Genomic DNA, 25,757 nt, shown 5'->3' with positions numbered 1-25,757 from the left:
CGGAGCCTGTTCGTTCGCGCAGCGGTTTCGAGCGGGATCGCCGGACTGCCGAAACACGGCCGTCCGGCGACGTCCTCGCCTCAGTAACCGAGGCCCTTCTTGCTGTCGTAGATCTTCTGCGGATCATCGGCGGCCGTATAAAGCTTCGACTCCGTCTGGATCCATTTCGGCGGCACCGTGCCCTTGCCCTTGAAGGCCGCGATGGCATCGAGCGCGGGGCCCGCCATGTTCGGCGTCAGCTCGACCGTGGCATTGGCTTCGCCGGCGGCCATGGCCTTGAAGATGTCGGGGACCGCATCGATCGAGACAGTGAGGATCTCCTTGCCCGGCTTGAGGCCAGCTTCCTTCATCGCCTGGATCGCGCCGACCATCATGTCGTCATTATGCGCGTAGACCGCGCAGATCGACTTGCCGCCGCCTTCGGCCTTGATGAAGCTTTCCATCACTTCCTTGCCCTTGGCGCGGGTGAAGTCGCCGGTCTGGCTGCGCACCACCTTCAGGTTCGCGTGTTTGGCGATGGCGGTGTCAAAACCCTTCTTGCGGTTGGCGGCGACGCTCGCGCCGACCGTTCCCTGCAATTCGACGATGTTGCAGGCTTTGGCCCCGACGGTCTTGGCCAGCCAGTCGCCGGCGACCTCGCCTTCATGCACGCTGTCTGAGGTCACGGCGGTGAGATAGAGCTCCTTGCCGGAGGGATCGATGTCGCGGTCGAGCAGCACGACCGGGATCTTGGCCTCCTTGGCTTCCTTCAGCACCGAGTCCCAGCCGGTCGAGACGACGGGCGCGAGGAAGATCGCATCGACATTCTGCGCGATGAAGGAGCGGATCGCCTTGATCTGGTTCTCCTGCTTCTGCTGCGCGTCGGCGATCTTGAGATTGACCTTGCGCTTGGTGGCTTCCTGCTTGGAGACCGAGGTCTCGGCCGCGCGCCAGCCGGATTCCGATCCGATCTGCGAGAAGCCGATGGTGAGCTCGGCGGCATTCGCCGGCAGCGCGAGCAGCAACGCGGCAGTGGCGCTGGCCGCAAAGAGGGCTTTGAGGATCATCAGGCGTATCTCCCAAAATGTTATCCGGGGCGCCGATTGGTAGCATCGCACCCACAGGCCGACCTTTGAGGCGGCGGGAGGGACTATTTCACGGAAGCTTGGTTCCGACTAGTCATATTATCTGACTATTTGGTCGGGGGTGACATTCGGCAGGAGAGTCATTGTACGACACGCCCAGCGCGATTTTGTTCCGCAGATGCAACGGGAAGATGAAAGAAATGATGCAGCTTGGCCAGCGCCACATCGTCATGGGCGGGCTTGTCGCGGCTATCCACGTTCTTGCCATGCGGGACAAAGAACGTGGATGCCCGGAACAAGCCCGGGCATGACGACCTTCTCTGATTTCGATGTGCAATCGCCCGCTGTCGGCCGGGCAACATGCCGACCGCTAGATCAGCTTCCGCTGCGCCAGATTCTTCATCAGCGCGCCGATGCCGAAGGTCCAGGGCTCGCACTCGTCGCTGGTCCGCATGCGGTTGACGAGTTTGCCGAGCTGGGGCGCCGAGATCGTGACGATGTCGTCGCGCTTGTGGGTGAACCCCTGCCCCGGCGCGTCGCGATCCTTAACCGGTGCGAACATGGTCCCGAGGAATAGCACGAAGCCATCAGGATATTGATGCACCTTGCCGATGGTCTGCTCGACCAGATCGGTCGGATCGCGGCTGATCATGCTGATCGAGGAATGGCCGTCGAGGACGAAACCGTCCTGCCCCTTCACGTTCAGGCTGATGTCGAGCTTGCGGGCGTCATCGAGGGTAAAGCTGTCGTCGAACAGGCGCAGCAGCGGACCGATCGAACACGACGCGTTGTTGTCTTTGGCTTTCGACAACAACAGCGCCGAACGGCCCTCAAAGTCGCGCAGATTGACGTCGTTGCCGAGCGCGCCGCCGACGATCTTGCCGCGGCTCGAGACGAACAGCACCAGCTCCGGCTCGGGGTTGTTCCAGGTCGATTTCGGATGCAGCCCCGCATCCATGCCGGTGCCGACCGACGACAAGGTCGGCGCCTTGGTGAAGACCTCGGCATCGGGGCCAATGCCGACCTCGAGATACTGGCTCCAGGCGTTCTGGTCGATCAGCACCTGCTTCAGGTGCATCGCCTGGTCCGAACCCGGCTTGAGCTTCGACAGATCGTCGCCGATCAGCCGCGTCACCTCTTGCCGGATCGCTTCGGCCGAGGCCGGATTGCCTTTCGCCCGCTCCTCGATCACGCGCTCCAGCATCGAGATGGCGAAGGTCACACCGGCCGCCTTCAGCGTCTGGAGATCGACCGGCGCGAGCAGCCACGGCTTTTTCGGATCGCGCTGATCGGGCGGCGTGTTGCGGACGATGGCCTCGATATCGCCGATGCGCTCACCCTTGGTCGTGGCAAGCGCCTTCGCCGGATCGTCCTCCTCGCAGAGCGTGCTGACGGTCGGGAACGTTGCGGTGACGTCGAACACACCATCGCCGCGCACGGCGACCACGGCCGGGCCATTCGCCTGCGGCAGCCAGACGCGGCCGACAAGCGTTCCCCGCGTGCCGTCCTCGGGAAGAAGGTCCTTTACCGTCAATGTCGTCATGGGCGTATCCTCGCTCTTTTCGGATCGGCCGCGCTCGCGGAGGCCGATCACATTGGCGAAGACCAATAAACGTCTGGGACGGGAAGTCCAGCGCGGCAGCCCGCCGCGCTCCTATGCCCCCGCGCGCGCTTTTCGGGCCGCGATCTGCTGAAGCGCCCAGCGCGCGTTCTTGCGCACCTCGGGATCTGGATCGTTGGCGATGACGGCAAGGAACGCCTCGCCGTCGTGGTGGGCGATTTCGCCGAGCGCAGCAGCGGCTTCCTTCCGCAAATTCGCCTGCTCATGGTTGACGCAATTGCCGATCGGGCGAACCGCGTGCTCGATCTTCATCCGGCCAAGGCTGCGGATTGCCTTCAGCCGCACCTGCCAGAACTCGTCACTGAGCGAAGCGATGAGCTGGTCGGCGGCGATCGAGCCGTTGACGTTGAGGCCCAGCGTTTCTGCGGCCATCTCCCGCACCATCCAGTCCGAATCCTTCAACGCGCGCGTGATCATCTCAGCCGCGGGCTTCATCTGCGAGAAGGCGAGCGCGCTGACGGCGGCACGGCGCACATGCGCGTCGGGATCGTTGATCAGCGCGGTCAGCGCCGGGATTGATTCCTCCAGCTTGAGGAACCCGATCACGCCGATCGCTTGCACCCGCACGGCGGCGTCGGAATCCTGGAGCGCTTCCAGCGCCGGCTTCAGCGTATCCTTGCAGCGCAGCTCCTTCAGCGCGCGCAACGCGCCCATGCGGACGAAGGCGTGGGCGTGCTTGACCAGCGGCAGGATGATTTCGGCGCAGGCAGGATCCTTGAACTCGGCCATGCTGTCGGCCGCGGCGGACGCAACGATTCTCTCAGGATCGACCAGCAGCTTCACCAGCGCGCTGGCAGCCTCCGGCCCGTCGAACTCGCCAAGCGCCATCGCGACCTGCTGGCGGACGCCGGCATCGGGATCGGCGACCATTTTGGCGAGATGGCCGACTGCTGCGGGATCGCCGGAATGGCCGAGCGCGATGATGGCGACGCGGCGCTCCCCTGGATCGGCGGCCTGGAGCCGCTCGTCGGCATCTTCGAGATCGTCGTAGGATTCGAACGGGCTCGACATGACTACCTCAGCAGATAGGGAATGTTGACGGTGACAGCGCCGGTCGGGCAATCCGCCTCGCAGGGCATGCAGTACCAGCATTCGTCATAGGCCATATAGGCCTTGTTGGTCATATCGCTGATACGCAGCACGTCCAGCGGACAGACGTCGACGCACACCGTGCAGCCCTTGTCCGCGATGCATTTGGCGTCGTCGACGACCACCGGAACCGATGTCTGATAGGAAGCGAGAGGCATCGTATGTCTCCTGTTACTTTGGCGGGTCAGGCTGTCGCGCGGATGCGCTGCTTGTCGTAGAGATCCTTCTCATCGTCGGCGATCGGCACGATATAGGGCTCCACGGCACGCTTCTCGCTGGTCATCTTGCCGTCCTGCTTGCTGAGCAGCGTGTGGCAGAACCAGTTCTCATTGTCCTTCTCCGGGAAATCCGTGCGCCAGTGATAGAGACCCCAGCGGCTTTCCTCGCGGTAGAGCGAGGCATGCACAGCCATGTCCGCGCAGTCCATGATCGACTGTACTTCGAGCGCGCGGAGCAGTTCGTGCGCATTGCGCGCGATCATGCGCTCCTGCATGTCTTCCCTCGCTTCGGCGAGCCGGCGCATGCCGAGTTCGTATTTGCGCGTAACTTTCGGCGGCTGGAGATAGTCATTGACGAGACGCCGGGTCTTGTACTCGATCTGGTTCGGCGGAATGCCGTCCTCGCGTTTGGTCGGCGCCATGACGCGGTCACGTTCGCTGGCGACATCGGCCGCGTCGAATTCCGCGAAGTCGTGATTGTCAGCGAATTCCATCGCGTCGAGGCCGGCGACCGAACCGTTGGTGAAGGCGCCGAGCATGTAATTGTGCGGCACGCTGGCCATGTCGCCGGCGGCATAGAGGCCCGGGACGGTGGTGCGCGCGTTGTCGTCGACGAACACGCCCGACGCACTGTGACCGGAGCAGAAGCCGATCTCGGAGATATGCATCTCGATCGACTCGCTGCGGTAGTCGACCCCGCGCCCCTGCTGGAACAGGCCGCGTGTGGGACGCTCGACCTTGTGCAGCGTCGATTCGATCTCCGAGATGGTGTCGGGGTGAAGATGCTTGAGCTGGAGAAACACCGGGCCCTTGCCGGACAGCAGCTCGTTGTAGAATTCCAGCATCATCTGACCCGACCAGTAATCGCATTCGATGAAGCGCGATCCCTCGTTGTTGGCGGTGAAGGCGCCGAAGGGACCGGCGACGTAGGCGCAGGCCGGGCCGTTATAGTCCTTGATCAGCGGATTGATCTGATAGCATTCGAGGTTCGCCAGAGCCGCACCGGCATGATAGGCCATGGAATAGCCGTCGCCGGAATTGGCTGCGTTCTCGTAGGTACCAAACATGTAGCCGGAGGTCGGCAGACCGAGCCGGCCGGCGGCGCCCATGCACAGGATGACGGCCTTGGCCTTGATCACCAGCATCTCGGCGGTACGAGTATTAACGCTGATCGCGCCGGCAATGCGCCCGTCGGCGGATTTGAGCAGCCGCGTCGCCATGTAGCGGTTGGAGATCAGGATGCGGGCGCGACGGAGCTGGCGATACAGCGCCTTCTTCACGGTCTCGCCGTTCGGCATCGGCAGCACGTAGGTGCCGATGTGGTGCACCTTCTTGACGGCGTAGTCGCCGTTCTCGTTCTTCAGAAAGCGGATGCCGAAACTGTCGAGTTCCTCGATGATCGAGTAGCAGTTCTGCGCGTATTTGTAGACCGCCTTCTGATCGACGATGCCGTCATTGGCGATGGTGATTTCCTTGGTGTACTGCTCCGGCGTTGCGTATCCGGGAATGACGGCGTTGTTCAAGCCGTCCATGCCCATCGAGATCGCTCCGGAGCGCTTGACGTTGGCCTTTTCGAGCAGGACGACATTGGCCTTCGGATTCTTCAGCTTCGCCTTCAGTGCCGCCATCGGGCCGGCCGTGCCGCCGCCGATCACCAGCACGTCGCAGGAAACCTCCGAAAGTCCATCGACGATCTGATCTAGTGACATCGCTTGCTCCTGGTTCGCCGGCAGGTCCGGCGCCTTTGCATCAGATTTGTTCAGCAGGCGTCCCGGCGATAGCAATTAGTTGTCGCCGGGCTGCGATTTGCGCCTCAGCGCTCGACAAAGGCCTTTTCGATCACGAAATGACCGGGCCGGCTGTGATTGCCCTCGACAAAGTCGCGTGCGGACAACATCGCGGGAAGTTCCTCCAGCATCGCCGGGCTGCCGCACAGCATGATGCGGTCGGTCTCGATATCGAGGCCTGATAGACCGATGTCGTCGAAGAGCTGGTTCGACGCGATCAGGTCGGAGATGCGGCCGCGATTCCTGAACGGCTCGCGGGTAACGGTCGGGTAGTAGACGAGCTTGTCCCGGATCAGCGGCCCGAAGAACTCGTGATCGCGCAGGCCTTCTACCAGGTGCTCGCCATAGGAGAGCTCGGAGACCTGGCGGCAGCCATGGGCGAGCACGATGGTCTCGTAATTCTCGTAGACGTCGGGGTCCTTGATCAGGCTGGCGAACGGCGCGAGCCCCGTGCCGGTCGAGAGCAGCAACAGGCGCTTGCCGGGAAGGAGGTTGCCGGTGATCAGCGTGCCCGTGGCCTTGCGGCCGACCAGGATGACGTCTCCCTCCCTGATCTTCTGAAGGCGCGAGGTCAGCGGACCGTCCTGCACCTTGATCGAGAAGAACTCGAGCGCCTCCTCGTGATTGGCGCTCGCCATGCTGTAGGCCCGCAGCAACGGCTTGCCCTCGACTTCCAGCCCGATCATCGCGAACTGGCCGTTCTGGAAGCGGAAGCCCGGATCGCGCGTCGCGGTGAAGCTGAACAGGCTATCGGTCCAGTGCCTGACCGACAGGACCGTTTCCTTCTGAAATGCGCTCATTGTCTCTCCTGACCTCGATTGCGCACAAGGTTTCGGAGAGACGGGAATCCGGCAACGCCGAACTGAAATTCCCGGTCGATTAGTTTCACATTTCGTGGGCGATGATCGAACAGCAGGCAGCGAAGATCAGCGCCTCGCACCTGAGCCTGGCAATTAGTTGCTATCGCAGCAGCGCTGCGGCAACGTAGAGAAGGGTCGGAGACACGTCATGACCTTGGTGGCACCGATCGTGGCAGATTACGAAGCAAGCGCCGACCTCGCGACGCTCCGCGTTCGCACCGCTCAGGACGACACGCTGGACTTGCCGGCGGAAACGCTCCGCCTCTCCTGCAAATGCGCCCACTGCACCCGCGCCCGCTTCGACGGCCGCTTCCCCGAGCGTTTTCCGGGCATCGCGATCACCGAAATCGGCGATCTCGGTTACGGGCTGAACATCTCGTTTTCGGATGGGCATAATCGGGGGATTTACCCGAAGCCGTATTTGCTGAGCCTGGCGGGACGGTAGACGCAACAGGTCGTCCTCCAAACTCCGCTGTCATTCCCCGCGAAGGCGGGGAATCCAGTACGCCGCGGCTTCTCGATAACCCATTGACGTCTCTGGAATACTGGATCGCCCGGTCAAGCCGGGCGATGACAGCGGAGTGAATCTGGCACGGACATTGCTCCTCTTTAGAACGGTTTGAACGTTCCGGAGGCAGATAATGTTGCAGGCGGCGGCGAATGCGGTTCGGGGGGCCGGTCCCCCGGCAGTCCGGCCTGCCGGCGGTTCCTCGCTGCTGCTCACCGAGAACCAGCAATGGATCGGCGGACCGCCGCCGTTGATGGACAAGCTCAGCCAGCGCGAGCGGGAGCTGGTGCTGAAGCAGGGCCGCCGAAAAGTGCTCAACCGTGGCCAGACGCTGTTCAGCCAGGGTGGCAAGCATGACGGTATCTGGCTGATCGAAAGCGGCCGTATCCGGGTCTTCTACACCTCGCCGCTCGGCCGCGAGATCACGCTGGCCTATTGGCATGTCGGCAATTTCGTCGGCGGGCCGGAAGTGTTCGAAGGCACCGTGCATCAATGGTCCGGCGTTGCATCCAGCAATTGCAGCGTGGTGCATCTGCCCGGAAAGGAGTTGCGATCGCTTGCGGTCGAGATTCCGAACCTCGCGATCGGCCTGATCGAAGGCCTGACCTTCAAGGGCAAGTGCTATTCGGCGCTGGCCCAGATGCTGGGAACGCGCTCGATCACACAGCGCCTTGCGCATCTGTTGCTGCATCTCGTCGACCTCTATGGCGTCGATGACGCCGACGGCCGGGTGATCGCGGCCGCCTTCACCCATGCCGATATCGCCCACATGGTCGGCGCCACCAGGCAATGGGTCACGATCAGCCTGAAGCGCATGCAGGAGAAGGGAATCGTGCTGACCAAGCGCTCCCAGATCGTGGTCTGCCGGCCCGACGTGCTGGAAGAGATGCGAGGGCAAGCGTCGGACTAGGGCCGGTGCCCACCCAAGCGGCTTTATAGTGCAGGACTGCCCAAGGACTATGCAATCAACTTTTCCCGGCAACTAATCGACTGTGGCGCTCATTCCGGATTTGCCCTGCCCACGCCCTCACCCAATCATGGCAACCACAGCACATCCAACCGAATGAGGATGAGAATGGTCCGCCATCTTCCCACGCTCTCGATCGCGATGTCGGTGACGTCGCTGGCGCTTCTCCTCGCGCAGCCGGCCGCGGCGGAAACCGTTACGCTCGGCATCGGAACGCAGGACACCACGACCAACACGGTGACCGCCGGCGTCGTCATCCGCCAGCTCCATCTCCTCGAAAAATATCTGCCGAAGGACGGCAAATACGCCAACATCAAGTTCGAGCTGGAGTGGCAGAACTTCACGTCCGGTCCGCCCGTCACCAATGCGATGATGGCGAACAAGCTGCAGATCGGCATGATGGGCGACTATCCGCTGATCGTGAACGGCTTCACTTTCGACAGCAATCCGGAGAGCAAGAGCCGACTGATCGGCATCGCCGCCTACAGCCTGTCGGGCTCCGGCAACGGCATCGTCGTTCACAAGGATTCGCCCTACTACGATCTCGCAGACCTCAAGGGGAAGCTCGTGAGCGTGCCGTTCGGCTCCGCCGCGCACGGCATGGTGCTGAAGGCGATGCAGGACCGCGGCTACGCGTCGGATTTCTTCCAGCTGGTCAGCCAAAGCCCGGAGGTCGGCTCGACCAATCTCCAGGAGAAGAAGATCGACGCGCATGCCGACTTCGTTCCGTTCGCCGAGTTGCTGCCGTTCCGCGGTTTCGCGCGAAAGATCTTTGACGGCGTCGAGACTAATCTGCCGACCTTCCACGGCATCGTGGTCCGCACCGATTTCGCCGAGAAATATCCCGAGGTCGTCGTCGCATATTTCAAGGCGCTGATCGCCGCCAATCAGTGGCTGCGCGACGATCCCAAGCTCGCCGCCGAGAAAATCCAGGAATGGACCGGCATCAACAAGGAGGTCGTCTACATCTTCCTCGGCCCCAGCGGCAACATGACCACTGATCCCTCGATCAAGCCGGCGCTGATCGACGCCGCGACGGCCGACGTCAAGGTGCTGCAGAACCTCGGCCGGATGAAGGAGTTCGACCCGAAGAAATGGGTCGACGACAGCTACATCCGCAAAGCCTATTCCGAGATGAAGCTCGACTACGACGCGCGGCTCGCCAGCACCAGAAATTACGAGATCTCCGGCGAAGATTCCTTCTGCAAGAAACCGATCTCCGATCCGCGCAAAGCCGGCGAGGTCTGGGTCGACGAAGCCGGCATCATGCCTTTCTCGTCAACCGGCTGCACGCTCGCCGCCTATGCCGACTACAAGGCAAAGGGCAAGAAGATCAACGTCGCTTACGTCTTCGATACCACCCGCGGCATCAAGCTGTTCGCCGACCAGGCTTTCTTCGCGGTCGGCAATGGCGAGGTTGTGCCGTTCCTGTTGAAGAAGGACGCCGAAGCCTATGCCGCCAAGATCAGCGGCAAGGTGCTCGGCTTCGACGAGGCCGTGAAGGCGGCGGTCGGCGGGGGCAAGACGTGAGCAGTCCCGCCCTCCTCAGACATCCCGAGGACAGCATGCCGGCAAGTGCCATCGCGGAGGCAAGCGCCATGCCCGCCTCCACTCCACCCGCATCACCGCCTTCCTTCGGCACGCTCGCGTTGCGCTGGTACCGGCTCAACCGGGGCGGGCTGCGCGCGACCGCGATCGGCATCATCTCGCTGCTCGCCTTCCTGCTGGTCTGGCACCTGCTGACGACCTACCGCGTCGTGTTCTTCGTGCGCTTCACCAACGTGCCCTCGCCACTCGCGGTCTATGCGAGCTTCACCAAGGCGATCCACGATCCGAAATTCCTGCTGCACGTTCTCTTGAGCTGCCGGCGCATCTTCTTCGGCTTCTCGCTCGCGGCCATCGTCGCGGTGCCGCTCGGCCTGATCATGGGCCGCTTCAAGCTGGTCCACGAGATTATCTTCCCCGTGGCGGAGGTGCTGCGGCCGATCCCGGCGATCGCCTGGGTGCCGATGGCGATCATGCTGTGGCCTACCAACGAGCAGAGCATCGTCTACATCACCTTCCTCGGCTCGTTCTTCCCGATCCTGGTCAACACGCTGCACGGCATGTCGCTGGTCGACCCCGTGCTGGTGCGCGCCGCGCAATGTCTCGGCGCGCGGGAACGCTCGATCTTCCGCGACGTGTATTTCCCGGCCTCGCTCCCGCACATCTTCACCGGCCTCACCGTCGGCATGGGGGTGGCCTGGGTGTCGCTGATCGCCGCCGAGATGATCTCGGGGCAGTACGGCATCGGCTATTTCACCTGGGAGGCCTATTCGCTGGTCCAGTATGCCGACATCGCGCTCGGCATGATCGCGATCGGCGTGCTCGGCCTCGGATCGAGCATGCTGATCCGGGGGGCCGGACAATTGGTGATGCCGTGGAGGTCAAGATGAGTGAGATCGTCGTCAAGGCACCGCAGGGGCATATCGAGGTCAGGAATTTCTCCCTCAGCTACGACAGCATCGAAGGACCGGTACAGGCCGTCACCGATACGCAGATTCATGTGAAGCCTGGCGAGTTCGTCTCGATCGTCGGGCCCTCCGGCTGCGGAAAGTCGACGCTGCTTAACGCGGTCGCCGGCTTCCTCAAGCCGACCACGGGCATCGTCACCGTCGACGGCGAGAGGGTGAACGGTCCGAGCGCCGAGCGTGGCATGGTGTTCCAGCAATATTCGCTGTTTCCCTGGAAGACGGTGCGAGAGAATGTCGAGTTCGGCCTGAAGATGCGCGGCATGCCGCGCTCGCAGCGCGAGCGCGCCGCGCGCACGCTGCTGGGCCTCGCGGGCCTCGAAGCCTTCGAAAAGCATTACCCCGAGAAACTCTCAGGTGGCATGAAACAGCGCGTCGGCATCGTCCGCGCGCTCGCGACAGGACCCAAAGTGCTGCTGCTGGACGAGCCCTTCGGCGCGCTCGATGCGCAGACCCGCGTCATCATGCAGCAGATCCTCACCAACATGTGGCAGCGGCTGAAGATCTCGGTGCTGTTCGTCACCCACGACATCGACGAGGCGATCTTCCTGTCCGACCGCGTCTACTGCATGACCGCGCGCCCCGGCTCGATCAAGGCGGAGATTCCGATCCCGCTGGAGCGGCCGCGGCAGCAGTCGATGATGATGTCGTCGGAATTCCTGGCATTGCGCCGCGGACTGATGTCGCTGATCCGCGAGGAGAGCATCAAAGCGATGGGCGGCGAGCTCAACGACATGGGCATGCAGGGGCTGAACATCGAGCTGCACGGGCATTCGCTCGCGGACGTGATTTGATCTTACCTCGCCCCGCTTGCGGGAAGCCAGTTTCGTAGGGTGGGCAAAGCGAAGCGTGCCCACCATCGTTCTCCATGAGAGAAATGGTGGGCACGGCGCTTTCGCGCCTTTGCCCACCCTACGGCAGTGTCGCGCCGCTCACTTGAACCAGTGCACCAGCGCGATGCTGATGCCGAGCAGCAGTATCAGCGACAGCGTCACAGCGGCCGTCACCCTGCCCCCGACATTCGCAAGCACCTTCACGTCGACGCCCAGGCCAAGTGCAGCCATCGACACCACCGTGAGAAAACCCGTGATCCGCGTGATCGGGGCAACCACCGTGGACGGCACGATCTCCAGGGATCGCAGGGTCGCCAGCGCAAGGAAGCCGAGGATGAACCACGGGACCAGGCGGAAAAAGCCGACATTGCTCTTCTTGGCGTCGCTCTGCCAGCGCGAGGCGGTCAGCGAGAGGCCGACGACCACCGGCCCGAGCATCAGCACGCGCATCAGCTTGACGAGCGTGCCGATCTGCGTCGAGACGAGTCCCGCCGGCACCGTCGCGGCCAGCACCTGCGGCACGGCATAGACGGTGAGGCCTGCGAGGATACCGTATTGCGTGGCCGATAGCTGCAGCAGCGGAATCAGCAGCGGCAGGCCGAGCACCATCATCACGCCGAGAATCGCGGTGAAGGAGATCGAGGATGCGATCTCGTCATTGTTGGCGCCGATGATCGGCGCCACCGCGGCGATCGCCGAATTGCCGCAGATCGAGTTGCCGCAGGCGATCAGGATCGAGAGCCGCGTCGAGAGACCAAGCAGGCGGCTGATGCCGAAGGAGACGCAGAGCGCGATCACGACGACCGCTGCGATCGAGGCCAACAGCGCGACCCCGGACGCCGCGATAGCAGCAAAGCTGATCGAGGCCCCCAGCAGCATGACGGCGACTTCGAGCAGTTGCTTGGCGCTGAAGGCGATGCCGGACTGCCAGCGCGGCGCGGGCTTCCAGAAGCTGCGCACGGCCATGCCGAGCAAGATCGCCATCACCAGCGCCTCGACATAGGGATGTTCGAAGACGCCCAATTCCGCCCGTTCGAGCAGGGCCGAAACGCCGGCCACGGCGATGCAGAGGAGGATCCCGGGAATCAGCGCGACGATGCGGCCAGTGGCCGTGGTCGGCTTGGCGTCGGCCGGGCTGGATGCTTGATTCTGCGACACAAATCTCTCCCAAGGAGAAGGATTTATACGCAGCGCCATCCGATTGGGAAATAAGTTTTCGACATATCAGGGCTCAGGGAAGTTCTATCCTCAGCCCGGAATAATCTGGCTCTGAAGGTCAGGCGCCCTTTAGAAGATCAGGCGCGCCTTAGAAGATCAGGCTCTTGGCCAGCGAGGCGACGCGGCTGAAGCCATCGTAGACGCCGGGCTCGAAGAAGGCCGCACGCGCCAGCACGATGCCGGCAACCAGCGACCAGAACAGGCCGGTACCAACCCGCAGCAGCAGCTTCGACCCGCGCGAGCGCGGTTGGGTGTCCGTTGCGGACACCAATTGCTCGCCGAAAGGCTCAAACCTGGTGCGTTCCATAGCAGTCAATCCATCAATTTCTGATGGAAATGTCGTCGTTTCGGCCCCAAACAGCAATGGAAGCGATTGGCTTTTTTGCCTCCCGGCGGGGAAACTCCTTCCGCAGGACGGGCACGGGACAATAGTTTTCTTCTTCCGGCCTGGAAAACCGCTGCGCACTTTTCCGGATCATGCTCTATGCCGCCAGCCCGCTCCCCACCGGAGCAAATTCCAGCCCGAGGCTCTCCGCCACCGCCTTGTTGGTGATGCGGCCGCGATGCACATTCAGCCCGCTGCGCAGATGTGGATTTTCCAGCACCGCGGCAAAACCCTTGTCCGCGAGCATCAAGCCGAACGGTAGCGTCGCGTTGTTCAGCGCCTGGCTCGACGTCACCGGCACTGCGCCGGGCATGTTGGCGACGCAATAATGCACGATGCCGTCGACCACATAAGTTGGTTCTGCATGCGTGGTCGGGTGCGAGGTCTCGAAGCAGCCGCCCTGATCGATCGCGACGTCGACCAGCACGCCGCCCGGTCGCATCGATGCCAGCATCGCACGCGTGACGAGCTTGGGCGCACTCGCGCCCGGCACCAGCACCGCGCCGATCACGACGTCGGCAGCGAACACCTCCTCCTCGACTGACTCGATGGTGGAGAAGCGGGTGCGCACGCGCCCTGCAAAGAGGTCATCAAGCTCCCGCAACCTTAGAATGGAGCGGTCGATCACGGTGACCTCGGCGCCAAGGCCCGCGGCCATGCGCGCTGCTTGCGTTCCCACCACGCCGCCGCCGAGCACGACGACCCGCGCCGGCTGCACGCCGGGAACGCCGCCCAGCAGCAGCCCGCGGCCGCCGGCCGAACGCTTGAGCGCGGCGCCGGCGGCCTCGATGGTGAGGCGGCCGGCGACTTCGCTCATCGGCGCAAGCAGGGGGAGGTGACCGGCCGCGTCGGTGACGGTTTCATAGGCTATCGCAGTACAGCCGGAGGCGAGCAAACCCCTGGCCTGTTCGGGATCCGGCGCAAGATGAAGGTAAGTAAACAGGATCTGGCCTTCGCGGAGCTGGGCCCACTCGCTTTTCTGGGGCTCCTTCACCTTCACGATCATGTCGGACTTCGCGAAGATGTCGCGCGCGCTGTCGGCAATGGTGGCCCCTGCCCGCCTATAGACTTCGTCGGATGCGCCGATGCCGCCACCCGCGCCGCTCTCGACGGTCACCTCGTGCCCGGCCGCGACATATTCGCGGACTGCGCCCGGGGTGAGCCCGACGCGATATTCCTGCACTTTGATTTCCTTGGGCACACCGACGCGCATCCCTGGCCTCCTTTTGATTCACCTCATGATCGTAGCGACCTGCCCGGTTTGGTTTCGTGCAAATATCCGCTAGCTTTGACATCCCTGCGCCGGTTTCCGGCGCGCAAACGCCCTTTCACGCTGGAAACGAAACTTTGGCCCTCGACCGGAAAGATCTCGCAATCCTCGCGGAACTCACGACCAATGCGCGGGCCAGCCACACCGAGCTCGCCAACAAGGTTGGGCTATCAAGCACCGCGCTCGCGCGGCGCCAGAAGGCGCTGGAAGACGACGGCTATATCCAGGACTATCAGGCCACGCTCGACCTCGCGCAGTTCGGCCTTACCACCACGGTGCTGGTCCGCATCGCGTTGGAAAGCCAAAGCGACGAGGCGTTGAAGGCGTTCGAGGCGGAAGTGGTGAAATGCCCGTCCGTCGTGCGCTGCTTCCTGATGTCGGGGACCGACGACTACATCCTGATCGTGCTCGCCCGCGACATCCAGGATTTTGAGCGCATCCACCGCATGGAGCTGTCGCGCCTGCCGCGCGTCGCGCGGGTACAATCGAGCTTCGCGCTGCGCGAGGTCGTCAACCGCGCCGTGCCGAATGTGGTGTTCGGCGAAGCGAAGCGCTGATCGCAACCTCTCGGAAGGGCGAACTGCCGGCAAGAGAATCAAAAGGAACCAACCGGTCGGTGGTCCGTTGGGCGCTATTGGCCGGCGGAGGCGTGCCCCCGCGTCAACACGGCTGACGTCCGGCACGGTCGCCGTCGCAGGGAGCAGGACATGGGCGATGTCACGCATCAAATTTCCGAACGCATTCCGATCCATCTTGTCGTCAACGGCGTCAGTCACACGCTCGATCTCGTGCCATGGACCACGCTGCTCGATGCCTTGCGCGACCATCTTGCGCTGAGCGGCACCAAGAAGGGCTGCGACCATGGTCAGTGCGGCGCCTGCACGGTGCTGGTGGACGGCCGGCGAATCAATTCCTGCCTCACGCTCGCCGTCATGAACGACGGCGCGAAGATCACGACCATCGAAGGCCTTGCCAACGACGGCGCGCTGCATCCACTGCAACAGGCGTTTATCGACCATGACGCCTTCCAGTGCGGCTATTGCACGCCGGGACAGATATGTTCGGCGGCCGGACTGCTCGTCGAAGGCCGTGCCAAAGATACCGACGAGATCCGGGAGTCGATGAGCGGAAACCTCTGCCGCTGCGGCGCCTATCCGAACATCGTCGCCGCCATCCAGCAGGCAATGGGCCAGCCATGAACAACTTCCTATACGCCCGAGCCAATGATGTCGCCGACGCGATTCGCCTGCTCGCCGCCGATCCCGGCGCAAAACTCATTGCCGGCGGCACAAATCTGATCGACCTGATGAAAGAGAATGTCGAGCGCCCCACCCGGCTGATCGACATTTCCCGCCTGCCGCTCCGCAAGGTCGAGGGGACGGCCGACGGGTCCTTGCGCATCGGCGCCCTGGTGCCGAACTCGGACCTCGCCTATCATCCATTGATCGAGCAGCGCTATCCCCTGCTCGCCAGCGCCATTCTGGCCGGCGCCTCGGCGCAATTGCGCAACATGGCCTCCGTTGGCGGCAATCTGATGCAGCGAACGCGCTGCGCCTATTTCTATGACACGGCCACGCCCTGCAACAAGCGACATCCCGGCAGCGGCTGCTCGGCGATGGACGGGCTGAACCGCAACCATGCGATCCTGGGTACGAGCGCCGCCTGCATCGCGACCAATCCGTCCGATATGAGCGTGGCGCTGGCCGCGCTCGATGCGCTCGTGCACATCGCGGGCCCCTCCGGCGAACGCACCATCGCGCTAACTGATTTCCACCGGGTGCCCGGCGACAAGCCTCACGTCGATACCAACCTCGGCACCGGCGAGATCATCACGGCGATCGAACTGCCGCCGCTCGGCTTTGCTCAAAACTACAGCTACCTCAAAATTCGCGACCGCATGTCCTATGCCTTTGCTCTGGTCTCGGTTGCCGCCGCGCTCGAATTGGAGGGCAACGCAATCAGCGGGGCACGCGTGGCGCTCGGCGGCGTGGCTCACAAGCCCTGGCGCAGCCTCGAAGCCGAAGCTGCGTTGCGCGGTCAGGCCGCGACGCCCGATCACTTCTCGCACGCCGCGGATCTCTTGCTCCAGGGAGCAACGGCCCGCTCACATAACGGCTTTAAGGTCGAGCTCGCACGCCGCGCCATCGTGCGGACGCTGACACAGGCGGCGAACGCCACACCGCAATCCCAGGCTCACAAGAAGATCGCGTGAGGACCCTATGAACGCTTATGTCGGAACGCCAACGTCGCGTGTCGACGGCCGAGCCAAGGTCACCGGGGCCGCCAAATACGCCGGCGAATTTCCGGCGGACGGGCTCCTCCATGGCTTCGTGGTCGAGGCCACCATTCCATGCGGGCGCATTGCCCGCCTCGACACCAGTACGGCACTCCAGGTCGAAGGCGTACTCGACGTGCTCACGCATGCGAACCGTCCGCCACTGGCCGACAAGGACGATTCGTGGAAGGACGAAGTAGCGCCCGAGGAAGGCTCGCCTTTCCGTCCGCTTTATGATGACACGATCAAGTTCAATGGCCAGCCGATTGCGTTGGTCGTGGCGGCGGACTGGGAAACCGCGAAATTTGCCGCGACTCTCGTGCGGGTCGAATATGAGCAGCATGGTTTTGCGACCGACCTCGAAGGCGAGCGCAGCAACGCTGCCGAGAAGGACAAGCCGCACAAGCCGCGGGGCGACGCCGTAGCGGCTCTTGCGGGAGCTTATGTGCGCCACGAGGCGGACTACGTGATACCGACCGAGCATCACAATCCGATGGAGCTCTATGCGACTACGGCGGTCTGGGACAGCAATGGCAAGCTCACGATCTACGACAAGACTCAAGGCGTCCAGAACGTCCACAAATTTCTCTGCGGGGTGTTCGACAAGAAACCGGATGACATTCGCGTGGTCTCGCCATACGTCGGCGGCGCCTTCGGCTCCGGCTTGCGGCCGCAATATCAGGTGGTGTTGGCAACGCTCGGCGCGCTCGCGCTGAAGCGGTCCATTCGCGTCGTGCTGACGCGGCAGCAGATGTACGGGCTCGGATACCGGCCGATGACCATCGAGCGCGTCGCGCTCGGCGCAAAATCGGATGGTACGCTCGACGCCGTTACGCACGAGGCCATTGCCGTCACCTCGCGCTACGAGGATTTTGCGCGCAACGATACCGGCTGGGCCGAACAGCTCTACAAGAGTCCGAACAGCCGCTTCGCGCACAAGCTGGTTCACCTTGACGTCTCCACGCCTTGCGATATGCGCGCACCGGGCGCGGCGTCGGGCGTCTGCGCGCTCGAATGCGCCATGGACGAGCTCGCCGTCGCGCTCAAGCTCGACCCGGTCGAACTGCGGCTGAAGTGCTACTCGGATCGCGACCAGAGCGAAAACCTGCCCTACACCAGCAAGCAGTTGCGCGAATGCTACGCGCGCGGCGCGGACGCCTTCGGCTGGAGCAGACGCAATCCTGTGCCGCGCTCGATGCGCGACGGCAAGGAGCTGGTCGGCTGGGGCATGGCGACGGGTGTGTGGGAAGCACTGCAGATGCCGGTCGCCGTCCGTATCGCGCTGACGTCGAACGGACATGCCGAGGTGTCATGTGCCGCATCGGACATCGGCACCGGCACCTACACCATTGTCGCTCAGGTCGCAGCCGACGCACTCGGCCTGCCAATCGAGAACATCAGCGTCAGGCTCGCAGATTCCAGTCTGCCGCAGGCGCCTGTCGAGGGCGGCTCCTGGATGGCCGCCTCGAGCGCACATGCGGTGCTCGCAGCCGCCGAGGAAGTGCGCAAGGAGCTGTTAGCTCTGGCCGGGAAGATGCCAGGCTCGCCGGTCGCCGGCGCCGAGCTTGTCGATACGGTGCTGACCGACGGCAGCATTGCCAGCGCCAGCGACAACAGCCGCGCAGTCTCGATCGCCGACGCGATGCGCCATGGCGGCGTCGAGCGCATCGAGAAGGAGAAGCTCAACCAGTTCGGTGAGGACAAGAAACACGCGCGCAACACCCATTCGGCCGTCTTCGCCGAGGTCAAGGTGGACGAAGAGCTAAACGTCATTCGCGTGACGCGGGTCGTGAGCGCCGTTGCGGCCGGGCGGATTCTGAACACCAAGACCGGCCGCAGCCAGATCATGGGCGGCGTGGTCTGGGGGATCGGGATGGCGCTCCATGAGGAGACGGTGATGGATCATCGCTTCGGTCGGATCATGAACGCGAACATCGCCGAGTACCACATTCCCGTGAATGCGGATGTTCACGACATCGACGTGATCTTCGTCGACGAGCCGGACGCGCACATCAACGGGCTCGGCATCAAGGGCATTGGCGAGATCGGCATCGTCGGCGTCCCGGCGGCGATCGCAAACGCCGTCTATCACGCCACCGGCAAACGCATCCGCCGCTTCCCGATCACATTGGACAAGCTGCTGGACTGAGCCGATGGTCATCCGACCCGGCCCGCTCGGGATCGCGCTCCCTGTCATCCAGCTGTCATCAAATGTGTCGAGACCTGTCGGTCTCGCACATTCGGGACATGACATGGACTATTTCAAGCGCTTCAACTTCCTGTTCGCCGCACCTGTGTTCGACGCCGACGACCTCGAAGGTGTCCGCTTCAACCAGATCATCGAGGAGATCCAGCGTTCCGGCTTCGAGGTCGTTCGCGCCCGCAAGCTGGAGGACGCGGAGATGGCGGTGCAGACCGATGCCGCAATCGGCTGCATGGTGGTGGACTGGGGCAAGAAGGGCCTGGAGGGCAAGACCTCGGCGCTGATCAATTTGATGCGGCGGCGCGGCCTCGATTTCCCGATCATCCTCCTGATCCGGCGCAAGCGGTTCGAGGATCTGCCGGTCGAGGTGCTCGACTTCATCGACGGTTATGTCTTCCTGTCCGAGGAGACACCGACCTTCATCGCCAAGAACCTGATCAGCCGTCTGAAGCAATATGCGGAGACGCTGAAGACGCCCTTCTTCGGCGCGCTGGTCGATTATGCCGAAGAGGGCAACCAGCTCTGGACCTGTCCAGGCCACAATGGCGGCGTGTTCTACAACCGCAGCCCGATCGGGCGGGTGTTCGTCGAACATCTCGGCGAGTCCGTGTTCCGCGACGACCTCGACAATTCCGTGCTCGACCTCGGCGACCTCCTCACCCACGAAGGTCCCGCGCTAAGGGCGCAGAAGGAAGCCGCCCAGATTTTTGGCGCGGAAAAGACCTATTTCGTGCTCAACGGAACCTCGACATCGAACAAGATCGCGCTCGGCGCTCTCGTCACCGACGGCGATCTCGTGCTGTTCGACCGCAACAATCACAAAGCCGCTCATCATGGCGCGCTGATGATCAATGGCGGCGTTCCGGTCTACGTGCCGACCATCCGCAACGCCTGGGGCCTGATTGGCCCGATGCGCTGGGACATGCTCGACGAGAAAACCTTGCGCGAGACGATCCGCAATCATCCCTTGGTGACGGACAAGGACGCCTGGCGCAAGGAGCGGCCGTTCCGCGTCGCCGTGGTCGAGCAGTGCACCTATGACGGCACCATTCACAGCGCCGAGATGATCTTGAAGCGCATCGGCCATCTCTGCGAGCACATCCTGTTCGACGAGGCTTGGGCCGGCTTCATGAAATTCCACCCGCTCTATGCCGGCCGCTTCGCCATGGGGCTGACCAACCTTCCCCCCGAGGCTCCCGGCATCATCGCGACGCAGTCGACCCACAAGCAGCTCGCGAGCTTCTCGCAGGCATCCCAGATCCACATCAAGGATCGTCACATCCGCGGCCAGAAACGGCGCGTCGAGCACCGCCGCTTCAACGAAAGTTTCATGCAGCACGCTTCCACGTCGCCATTCTACCCGCTGTTCGCCTCGCTCGACGTCGGCGCACAGATGATGAAGGGCCGCTCCGGCGAAGTGTTGTGGGACGACACGATCCGGCTCGGCATCGAGTTGCGCAAGAAAATCCGCGCGATGCGCCGGGAGTTCGAGGAGAAGGAGCAGACTCCGGACCGCCGCTGGTTCTTCGAACCCTTCGTCCCCGACCGCGTCGCAATTCCCGACGTCAGCCGCGCCGGCGCCGCCCACAACGTCGCCTGGGAAACACTCTCCACCGACGAACTCGCCACCAACCCTGCGCTGTGGCAGCTCTCCCCCGACAGCGCCTGGCATGGCTTCCCTGGCCTCAGCGAGGGCTTTGCCATGACCGATCCGAACAAGCTGACGCTGCTCACGCCCGGCTTCGATCGCATCACCGGCGCCTATGTCGAGCACGGCATCCCCGCGCCGGTCGTCGCGCAATATTTGCGCGAGAACCGCATCGTCCCCGAGAAGAACGACCTCAACTCCCTGCTCTTCCTGCTCACTCCGGGCGTCGAAGCAAGCAAGGCGGGCACGCTGATCTCCGGTCTCGTCGCATTCAAGCGGCTGCACGACGACAATGCGCTGCTGGCCGACGCCATCCCGGAGTTCTGCCAGCGACGGCAGGCGCGCTATGCCGGCGTGCGGCTGCGCGATCTCTGCGGCGATATGCACCGTTTCTTCCGTGCCGCCGACGTCAGCGCACTCCAGGCCCGGCAGTTCATGCCCGAGCACATGCCTGACATCGCGATGTCGCCCCGCGATGCCGCGCGCTACCTGTTCCGCAACGATGTCGACTATCTGCCGATCGAGGCGATCACGGGCCGCATCGCCACCACGCCCTTCGTGGTCTATCCGCCCGGCATCGCAACCATCGTGCCCGGCGAGCGGCTGACGGAACGGGCCAAGCCCATGCTGGATTATCTCAAGATGTTCGAGACCTGCTTCAACACGTTCCCGGGCTTCGATGTGGAAATCCAGGGCGTCTACAAGGAGATCGATGCGCAGGGGCGCATCGGGCTCTATACTTACGTCGTTGCCGGGTAGGTGCCGATGAACGAAACTGCGATTGCGCGCCCGGATGACGGGCCAGTCGTGGTCCGGCCCTCACGCGAGAGCGACGTCGATGCGATGCTGGCGATCTACCGCCATCACGTCCGCAACGGCGTGCCGCGCGATGTCGAGGGAACCGGTGCGCCCGAGCCGGACGATCTGCGCGATCGGCGCAAGAACCTGAAGCAGACCCGCCTGCCGCATCTGGTCGCGACCTTTCGTGGTGAAGTCGTGGGATATGCCTATGCGGTACTGTTCCGCAAGCGTCCAGCTTATCGCTACGCCGCCAAGCATTCGATCTATGTGCACCACGACCATCTCGGCCGCGGAGTCGGACGGCTATTGCTGCAGGAGTTGATCGACGCGTGTGCGGCGGCCGGCTTCCGCCAGATGATCGGCTATATCGATGCCGACAATGCCCCCTCGCTGGCGCTGCACGAGAAGTTCGGTTTCGCGCGCGCCGGCCTGCTCTGCGGTGTCGCCTATCGCAACGGTCACTGGTCCGACACCGTCATGGTACAGCGCTCGCTCGGTGCGGGCGTCACCGCGCCGCCGCCCGTCACGGCGCCCGGCCGCTAGGCCCTCACGACGGAAAGTCAGCCGGTCTGACCTGGATGCGGTCGGCATGCAAGGACCAGTGGTGCAGTGCCTGGTCCTCGCAAAACCTCGCCTTCGCCCGCTCTCTGGCTTCGTTCTCGTCGGAAGCGTCGATCTCGAGCGTGCCCTGGCACACCTCGATCTGCCGGCCGTACTGGCCGAGCACGTCCTTCATGAACCTGACCACATAAGTTGACATGGGACCTCCTGCCTGCCCCGGCGGCGCTCACTCTAATCCCATTTAGCCGGATTGCGGGAGGGAGATTTTGATGCGGATCAAGGTCGGGGCGCGGTTCCCGCCCGCCGACAGTCGTCGGCTCAATCCGTCAACCACCCTCGCCCTGCCTAGGGGCCTGCGGAAGGCGCGCGCGACACGAGCGCCCGCGCCGACATCACGTCGTGATGTCGAGTAGCGACTCTGTCGTTTCTGAATAGGCCTGAATGACCTTCGCATTGGCAATGAAGCTGTACTTCGCGGTCGCCAGTTGAACGAATTCGCTGGCGAGATCGACATTCGGCGCGGCGACCAGGCCGTCCTGGTTTGCGAAGGGGGCGCTTGGGTCGGATTGTGCGGTAAAGCTCGGCGAAACCGCCGACACGGTCGTGAACGTACCGCCCGGCGTCGAGCCGCTCGATTGGTCGACCTGATCGACTCGCAACGGCACATACGCCGCGGGAAACGTCGGACTAATGCTCGAACTGACCGCACTGGCCGATGTGCTCGATCCGCCTGACGCAGGTAGCGGGCCTGTCGTGCGAATGTTGGCGATATTGCTCGCGGCCACGTTCACACGCAAACTCGCCGCGGAAAGTCCGGATGTCGCAATCGAAAATATGCTCATGAACCCTGATCTACAGGACAAGTCATACGTGTTCACTCACGCCATCAGTAAAATCCGCCGCTTTCTGTTTTCATCCTCGTAACCAGCGATCGGAGCACGATCAGACTTCGCGCGCCCTACGCCGGCATCACACCAAACGCCTGCTTGAACCGCTCGGCATAGCGTTGGCCAGACCTCGGGATTGATGATGCGCGGCGGGCGCTTACCGTCGAGCGTCTGCAGCACCTGCTCGGCGGCGATGCGGCCCATGTTCTGGCGCGCCTCGATCGTGACGCCGGCCGTATGCGGGCTCGCCAGCACGTTGTCGAGCTGGAGCAGCGGATGCTCCGGCGGCGGCGGCTCCTTCGACCAGACGTCGAGACCGGCGCCCGCAATGCGCTTGTCACGCAACGCCTGGAGCAGCGCATCCTCATCGTGGATGAAGCCACGCGCCGTGGTGATAAAGTACGCATGCGGCTGCATCAACCCAAACTCGCGCACGCTGATCATATTGCGGCTGCCCTTGTCGAGCGGACAGGAGATCGAGACGAAGTCGGCGCGGCGCAAGAGCTCGTCGAGCTCGACCTTCTCGCCGCCCCGCTCGGCCATCATTTCGGCCGTCAGGTACGGATCGTAGGCCAGCACCTTCATGCCGAACAGGCCCTTGCACAGCGCGGCGATGCGGCGACCGACATTGCCGAGGCCGATGATGCCGACGGTCTTGTGCTCGATCTCGTTGCCGACGAGTTCGTTGCGGTTGACGTTGGACTCCCTGCGGAGCTTGCGGTCGGACTGGATGATGCGCTTGGACAGCGTCAGCATCATCGCCAGCGCATGCTCGGCGACGGAATGGGCGTTGCCGCCGGACTGGTTGACGACCAGCACGCCGGCATCGGTGCAGGCCTCGACGTCAACAGGATCGAATCCAGCGCCGTTGCTGGAGACGAGCAGCAGGTTCGGCGCGCGCTTCAGGAAGGCAGCATCGACATGGAAATGCGGGGCCAGTTCGTCACGGGCGGCGCCGATCTGGTAGACATGAGCCGCTTCGATGATCGGCGCGAAATATTCCTCGGGGCTCTCGTTCTCGATGCGATCGAGCCGGACGTCGGGCCGCGCCTTCAGAATGTCGATATAGATCGGATTGGCCAGATATTTAACGTAGAAGACGCGCTTGCTGTTGACGGACATCAGGACCCTTCCGGCTTTCTCCAGGAGATCCGCAGGGCCAGCGCGGCGCGCGATCCTTTCATACGTTCCTCCGTTCTCTTGTTATTGCCGCTTATGACACGGCGGCACCGGCCGCGGCAGGCCGTCTGGCGCAGATCACGGTGCAGCCCGGACATGTTGACAATCCCGCTGCCTGCGTCAAGTTCGGCAGACCGCCGCGACGGCCAAGACGATGGCCACGACAAAGGCAAAAAACCAAGAAGCATGTGCGGCCGAAGGGAGAACGCAATGCCGATTGCGGAGCAACAGACCTCGTCCGAGGCGGCGCAGACCTCCAGCGACAAGAGCTGGCACGGCATCGTCCTGCAAACGCTGAAGCGGAACGAGATCAGCCTCGTCCCTTACGTGCCCGACCGCGTGCTGACGCCGCTGATCAAGAACCTGCACGCCGATCCGTTCTTCACCACCTTTGCCACCGCCCGCGAGGAGGAGGCCGTCGGCATCGTCTCGGGCGCCTGGATGGGCGGACGACGGGGCGCGGTGTTGATGCAGACCTCGGGGTTTGCGACGCTCGCCAACGTGCTGGCCTCGCTTGCGGTGCCCTACCAGATTCCGCTGATCATGTTCGTGTCTGAGCGCGGCACGCTCGGCGAATTCAATTACGGCCAGTCACTGGTCTGCCGCACCATGCGTCCGGTGCTGGATTCGCTGGCGCTGGAGCATCACACCATCACCCGGCTCGACGAGCTCGAATTCATTGCCGACCGTTCGATCAAGCAGGCCATCACGACGCAGGCGCCAGTCGCGCTGATCCTCAACCCGCTGCTCACGGGCGGCAAGGTGTTCGACAAGTGAGGACGGCCAAATGAAGACAGACGCGCGCAACACCAAAGTGATGAGCCGCTTCGACGTCACCTCGCGCCTGATCGCGAAACTCGAGCACGAGGAAGCCGTGATCGGCGGCATCGGCAACACCAATTTCGACCTCTGGGCCGCCGGCCACCGTCCGCAGAATTTCTACATGCTCGGCAGCATGGGCCTCGCCTTCCCGATCGCGCTGGGCGTGGCGCTGGCGCAACCGGACCGGCGCGTCTTTGCGCTCGAAGGCGATGGTTCGCTCCTGATGCAGCTCGGCGCGCTCTCGACGATCGCGGCGTTGAAGCCGAAAAATCTCGTCATGATCGTGATGGACAACGGCATCTACCAGATCACCGGCGCGCAGCCGACACCGGCCGCGAACGTAGCTGACATCGTCGCCATCGCGACCGGCTCCGGGCTTGCCAACAGCGCCTGGGCCGCGGACGAGGAGGATTTCGAGCGTCTGGTCGAGGAAGCCATGTCGGCTGGCGAGCCCAGCCTGATCGCCGTTCGTATCGATGACAAGCCCGGCGTCGGCGCCACCCGACGCGATCCCGTACAAATCCGGGAACGCTTCATGCACGGCCTGGGCGTGCGCGAGCCGCTTTAACGTTTCGTCATTAACTACACGGCGATCTGATCCCGGCGCCTCGGCAAGCTGCTGCAATCCGTGCTAAGCGGTGCGGATGTCCATTTTGGTTCGCTCCTCTGCCTGGCTGCTTGCCGCCGCCGTCGCCTTTGCAACCCTCGGTCCGCCCGGCCTGCGGCCCCATTCCGACCTTGGCCAGGACGGCGAGCATGCCCTTGCCTTCGTCCTGGTGGGACTAGCCTTCGGCTTCGCCTATCCGCGCCGCCGCCTGTCGGCGACAGCCATCGCCGTGGTGCTGATCGGCCTGCTCGAACTGATGCAATTCTGGGCACCGGGACGACATCCGCGGCTGGAGGACTTTCTGGTCGATGCCGGCACCACCTGCATCGGCTTCGCGCTGGCGGCCATCGCCGATTGGGCCATGATGCGGTTTCGCGCAAATTCGGCCCTCTCGAGTCAAGGCCCCGCGGAGTGACGCTCCGCAGGGCCCGTCTCTTCAAAGCT

Annotated in this window: 26 protein-coding genes and 1 pseudogene; 15 read left to right on the top strand and 12 right to left on the bottom strand. The window is 63.4% G+C overall.

The genetic code is table 11. The features are described from left to right. Positions 1-80: 80 nt before the first annotated feature. Positions 81-1,046, bottom strand: coding sequence for a galactofuranose ABC transporter, galactofuranose-binding protein YtfQ (gene ytfQ, locus AC0L3A_RS14680; RefSeq protein ID WP_007593249.1), 966 nt, complete (start codon positions 1,044-1,046; stop codon positions 81-83). Between the two features lie 161 nt (positions 1,047-1,207). Between ytfQ and AC0L3A_RS14675 the strand changes: the two genes are divergently transcribed. Then, positions 1,208-1,375 carry a hypothetical protein gene (locus tag AC0L3A_RS14675; RefSeq protein WP_157158567.1) on the top strand — a complete coding sequence of 56 codons (168 nt, stop codon included), beginning with the start codon at positions 1,208-1,210 and terminating at the stop codon, positions 1,373-1,375. A gap of 59 nt (positions 1,376-1,434) precedes the next feature. Here the strand turns inward: AC0L3A_RS14675 and AC0L3A_RS14670 are convergent, their stop codons facing one another. From AC0L3A_RS14670 to AC0L3A_RS14650, 5 genes are all read right to left on the bottom strand, one after another. Beyond that, positions 1,435-2,607, bottom strand: coding sequence for a fumarylacetoacetate hydrolase family protein (locus AC0L3A_RS14670; RefSeq protein WP_007593250.1), 1,173 nt, complete (start codon positions 2,605-2,607; stop codon positions 1,435-1,437). A gap of 111 nt (positions 2,608-2,718) precedes the next feature. Further along, positions 2,719-3,696, bottom strand: coding sequence for a HEAT repeat domain-containing protein (locus AC0L3A_RS14665; protein ID WP_007593251.1), 978 nt, complete (start codon positions 3,694-3,696; stop codon positions 2,719-2,721). 2 nt (positions 3,697-3,698) lie between these two features. After that, the gene (locus AC0L3A_RS14660) at positions 3,699-3,932 is read right to left on the bottom strand and encodes a 4Fe-4S dicluster domain-containing protein (protein WP_007593252.1); all 234 of its coding nucleotides are present in this window, start codon (positions 3,930-3,932) and stop codon (positions 3,699-3,701) included. A 26-nt stretch (positions 3,933-3,958) separates the two neighbouring features. Continuing rightward, on the bottom strand, positions 3,959-5,701 hold the full coding sequence (locus tag AC0L3A_RS14655; RefSeq protein WP_007593253.1) for a fumarate reductase/succinate dehydrogenase flavoprotein subunit: 1,743 nt from the start codon (positions 5,699-5,701) through the stop codon (positions 3,959-3,961). Between the two features lie 104 nt (positions 5,702-5,805). Continuing rightward, positions 5,806-6,579, bottom strand: coding sequence for a ferredoxin--NADP reductase (locus AC0L3A_RS14650; RefSeq protein ID WP_007593254.1), 774 nt, complete (start codon positions 6,577-6,579; stop codon positions 5,806-5,808). Positions 6,580-6,787: 208 nt separating this feature from the next. Here AC0L3A_RS14650 and AC0L3A_RS14645 point away from each other — a divergent pair, with 208 nt between their 5' ends. From AC0L3A_RS14645 to AC0L3A_RS14625, 5 genes are all read left to right on the top strand, one after another. Next, the gene (locus AC0L3A_RS14645) at positions 6,788-7,084 is read left to right on the top strand and encodes a gamma-butyrobetaine hydroxylase-like domain-containing protein (RefSeq protein ID WP_007593255.1); all 297 of its coding nucleotides are present in this window, start codon (positions 6,788-6,790) and stop codon (positions 7,082-7,084) included. Between the two features lie 196 nt (positions 7,085-7,280). Next, positions 7,281-8,057 (top strand): Crp/Fnr family transcriptional regulator, encoded by a 777-nt coding sequence (locus AC0L3A_RS14640; protein ID WP_007593261.1) that lies wholly within the window; start codon positions 7,281-7,283, stop codon positions 8,055-8,057. Positions 8,058-8,222: 165 nt separating this feature from the next. Then, a complete protein-coding gene (locus AC0L3A_RS14635) occupies positions 8,223-9,644 on the top strand; it encodes an ABC transporter substrate-binding protein (RefSeq protein WP_007593262.1) in 1,422 nt (473 codons plus the stop codon). Then, a complete protein-coding gene (locus tag AC0L3A_RS14630) occupies positions 9,641-10,549 on the top strand; it encodes an ABC transporter permease (protein WP_088940900.1) in 909 nt (302 codons plus the stop codon). Before AC0L3A_RS14635 ends, AC0L3A_RS14630 begins: the two co-directional genes overlap by 4 nt. After that, entirely contained in the window at positions 10,546-11,418 is an 873-nt protein-coding gene (locus tag AC0L3A_RS14625; protein WP_007593264.1) for an ABC transporter ATP-binding protein, read from the top strand. The genes AC0L3A_RS14630 and AC0L3A_RS14625 overlap by 4 nt, the downstream gene beginning before the upstream one ends. Before the next feature lie 138 nt (positions 11,419-11,556). Here the strand turns inward: AC0L3A_RS14625 and AC0L3A_RS14620 are convergent, their stop codons facing one another. The 3 genes from AC0L3A_RS14620 to ald form a co-directional block, all read right to left on the bottom strand. Beyond that, positions 11,557-12,615 carry a YeiH family protein gene (locus tag AC0L3A_RS14620; protein ID WP_473254635.1) on the bottom strand — a complete coding sequence of 353 codons (1,059 nt, stop codon included), beginning with the start codon at positions 12,613-12,615 and terminating at the stop codon, positions 11,557-11,559. A 148-nt stretch (positions 12,616-12,763) separates the two neighbouring features. Beyond that, the gene (locus AC0L3A_RS14615) at positions 12,764-12,982 is read right to left on the bottom strand and encodes a hypothetical protein (protein ID WP_007593267.1); all 219 of its coding nucleotides are present in this window, start codon (positions 12,980-12,982) and stop codon (positions 12,764-12,766) included. 175 nt (positions 12,983-13,157) lie between these two features. Beyond that, entirely contained in the window at positions 13,158-14,273 is a 1,116-nt protein-coding gene (gene ald / locus AC0L3A_RS14610) for an alanine dehydrogenase (protein WP_007593269.1), read from the bottom strand. Positions 14,274-14,407: 134 nt separating this feature from the next. Between ald and AC0L3A_RS14605 the strand changes: the two genes are divergently transcribed. From AC0L3A_RS14605 to AC0L3A_RS14580, 6 genes are all read left to right on the top strand, one after another. Continuing rightward, positions 14,408-14,887: an Lrp/AsnC family transcriptional regulator gene (locus AC0L3A_RS14605; protein WP_007593271.1), complete on the top strand. Its 480-nt coding sequence runs from the start codon at positions 14,408-14,410 to the stop codon at positions 14,885-14,887. 150 nt (positions 14,888-15,037) lie between these two features. After that, positions 15,038-15,529 carry a (2Fe-2S)-binding protein gene (locus tag AC0L3A_RS14600; RefSeq protein WP_007593272.1) on the top strand — a complete coding sequence of 164 codons (492 nt, stop codon included), beginning with the start codon at positions 15,038-15,040 and terminating at the stop codon, positions 15,527-15,529. Next, complete coding sequence (locus AC0L3A_RS14595) at positions 15,526-16,542, top strand: FAD binding domain-containing protein (RefSeq protein WP_007593279.1); 1,017 nt, start codon at positions 15,526-15,528, stop codon at positions 16,540-16,542. Before AC0L3A_RS14600 ends, AC0L3A_RS14595 begins: the two co-directional genes overlap by 4 nt. Before the next feature lie 7 nt (positions 16,543-16,549). Next, positions 16,550-18,754 (top strand): xanthine dehydrogenase family protein molybdopterin-binding subunit, encoded by a 2,205-nt coding sequence (locus AC0L3A_RS14590; RefSeq protein WP_473254634.1) that lies wholly within the window; start codon positions 16,550-16,552, stop codon positions 18,752-18,754. A 103-nt stretch (positions 18,755-18,857) separates the two neighbouring features. Further along, the gene (locus tag AC0L3A_RS14585; protein ID WP_473254633.1) at positions 18,858-21,215 is read left to right on the top strand and encodes an Orn/Lys/Arg family decarboxylase; all 2,358 of its coding nucleotides are present in this window, start codon (positions 18,858-18,860) and stop codon (positions 21,213-21,215) included. A gap of 6 nt (positions 21,216-21,221) precedes the next feature. Beyond that, positions 21,222-21,800, top strand: a complete 579-nt coding sequence (locus AC0L3A_RS14580; protein ID WP_007593282.1) for a GNAT family N-acetyltransferase — start codon at positions 21,222-21,224, stop codon at positions 21,798-21,800. 4 nt (positions 21,801-21,804) lie between these two features. On the opposite strand, the gene AC0L3A_RS14575 is transcribed toward AC0L3A_RS14580, so the two are convergent. From AC0L3A_RS14575 to AC0L3A_RS14565, 3 genes and pseudogenes are all read right to left on the bottom strand, one after another. Beyond that, positions 21,805-22,017 (bottom strand): hypothetical protein, encoded by a 213-nt coding sequence (locus tag AC0L3A_RS14575; protein ID WP_007593289.1) that lies wholly within the window; start codon positions 22,015-22,017, stop codon positions 21,805-21,807. Between the two features lie 193 nt (positions 22,018-22,210). Continuing rightward, positions 22,211-22,660 carry a flagellar basal body rod protein FlgC gene (locus AC0L3A_RS14570; protein WP_007593291.1) on the bottom strand — a complete coding sequence of 150 codons (450 nt, stop codon included), beginning with the start codon at positions 22,658-22,660 and terminating at the stop codon, positions 22,211-22,213. A gap of 116 nt (positions 22,661-22,776) precedes the next feature. Continuing rightward, positions 22,777-23,827 (bottom strand): annotated as a pseudogene (locus AC0L3A_RS14565) (hydroxyacid dehydrogenase). 267 nt (positions 23,828-24,094) lie between these two features. Between AC0L3A_RS14565 and AC0L3A_RS14560 the strand changes: the two are divergent. The 3 genes from AC0L3A_RS14560 (at position 24,095) to AC0L3A_RS14550 (ending at position 25,728) form a co-directional block, all read left to right on the top strand. Further along, positions 24,095-24,661, top strand: coding sequence for a thiamine pyrophosphate-binding protein (locus AC0L3A_RS14560; protein ID WP_007593293.1), 567 nt, complete (start codon positions 24,095-24,097; stop codon positions 24,659-24,661). A 10-nt stretch (positions 24,662-24,671) separates the two neighbouring features. Next, positions 24,672-25,274 carry a thiamine pyrophosphate-dependent enzyme gene (locus tag AC0L3A_RS14555; protein ID WP_007593294.1) on the top strand — a complete coding sequence of 201 codons (603 nt, stop codon included), beginning with the start codon at positions 24,672-24,674 and terminating at the stop codon, positions 25,272-25,274. 76 nt (positions 25,275-25,350) lie between these two features. Then, positions 25,351-25,728 carry a VanZ family protein gene (locus AC0L3A_RS14550; RefSeq protein WP_007593295.1) on the top strand — a complete coding sequence of 126 codons (378 nt, stop codon included), beginning with the start codon at positions 25,351-25,353 and terminating at the stop codon, positions 25,726-25,728. Positions 25,729-25,757: the final 29 nt, after the last annotated feature.

Source organism: Bradyrhizobium sp. MI1.3, assembly GCF_055811695.1.
Note: the sequence above shows the minus strand (reverse complement) of the source record. Positions and strands in the feature narration are given on the sequence as shown.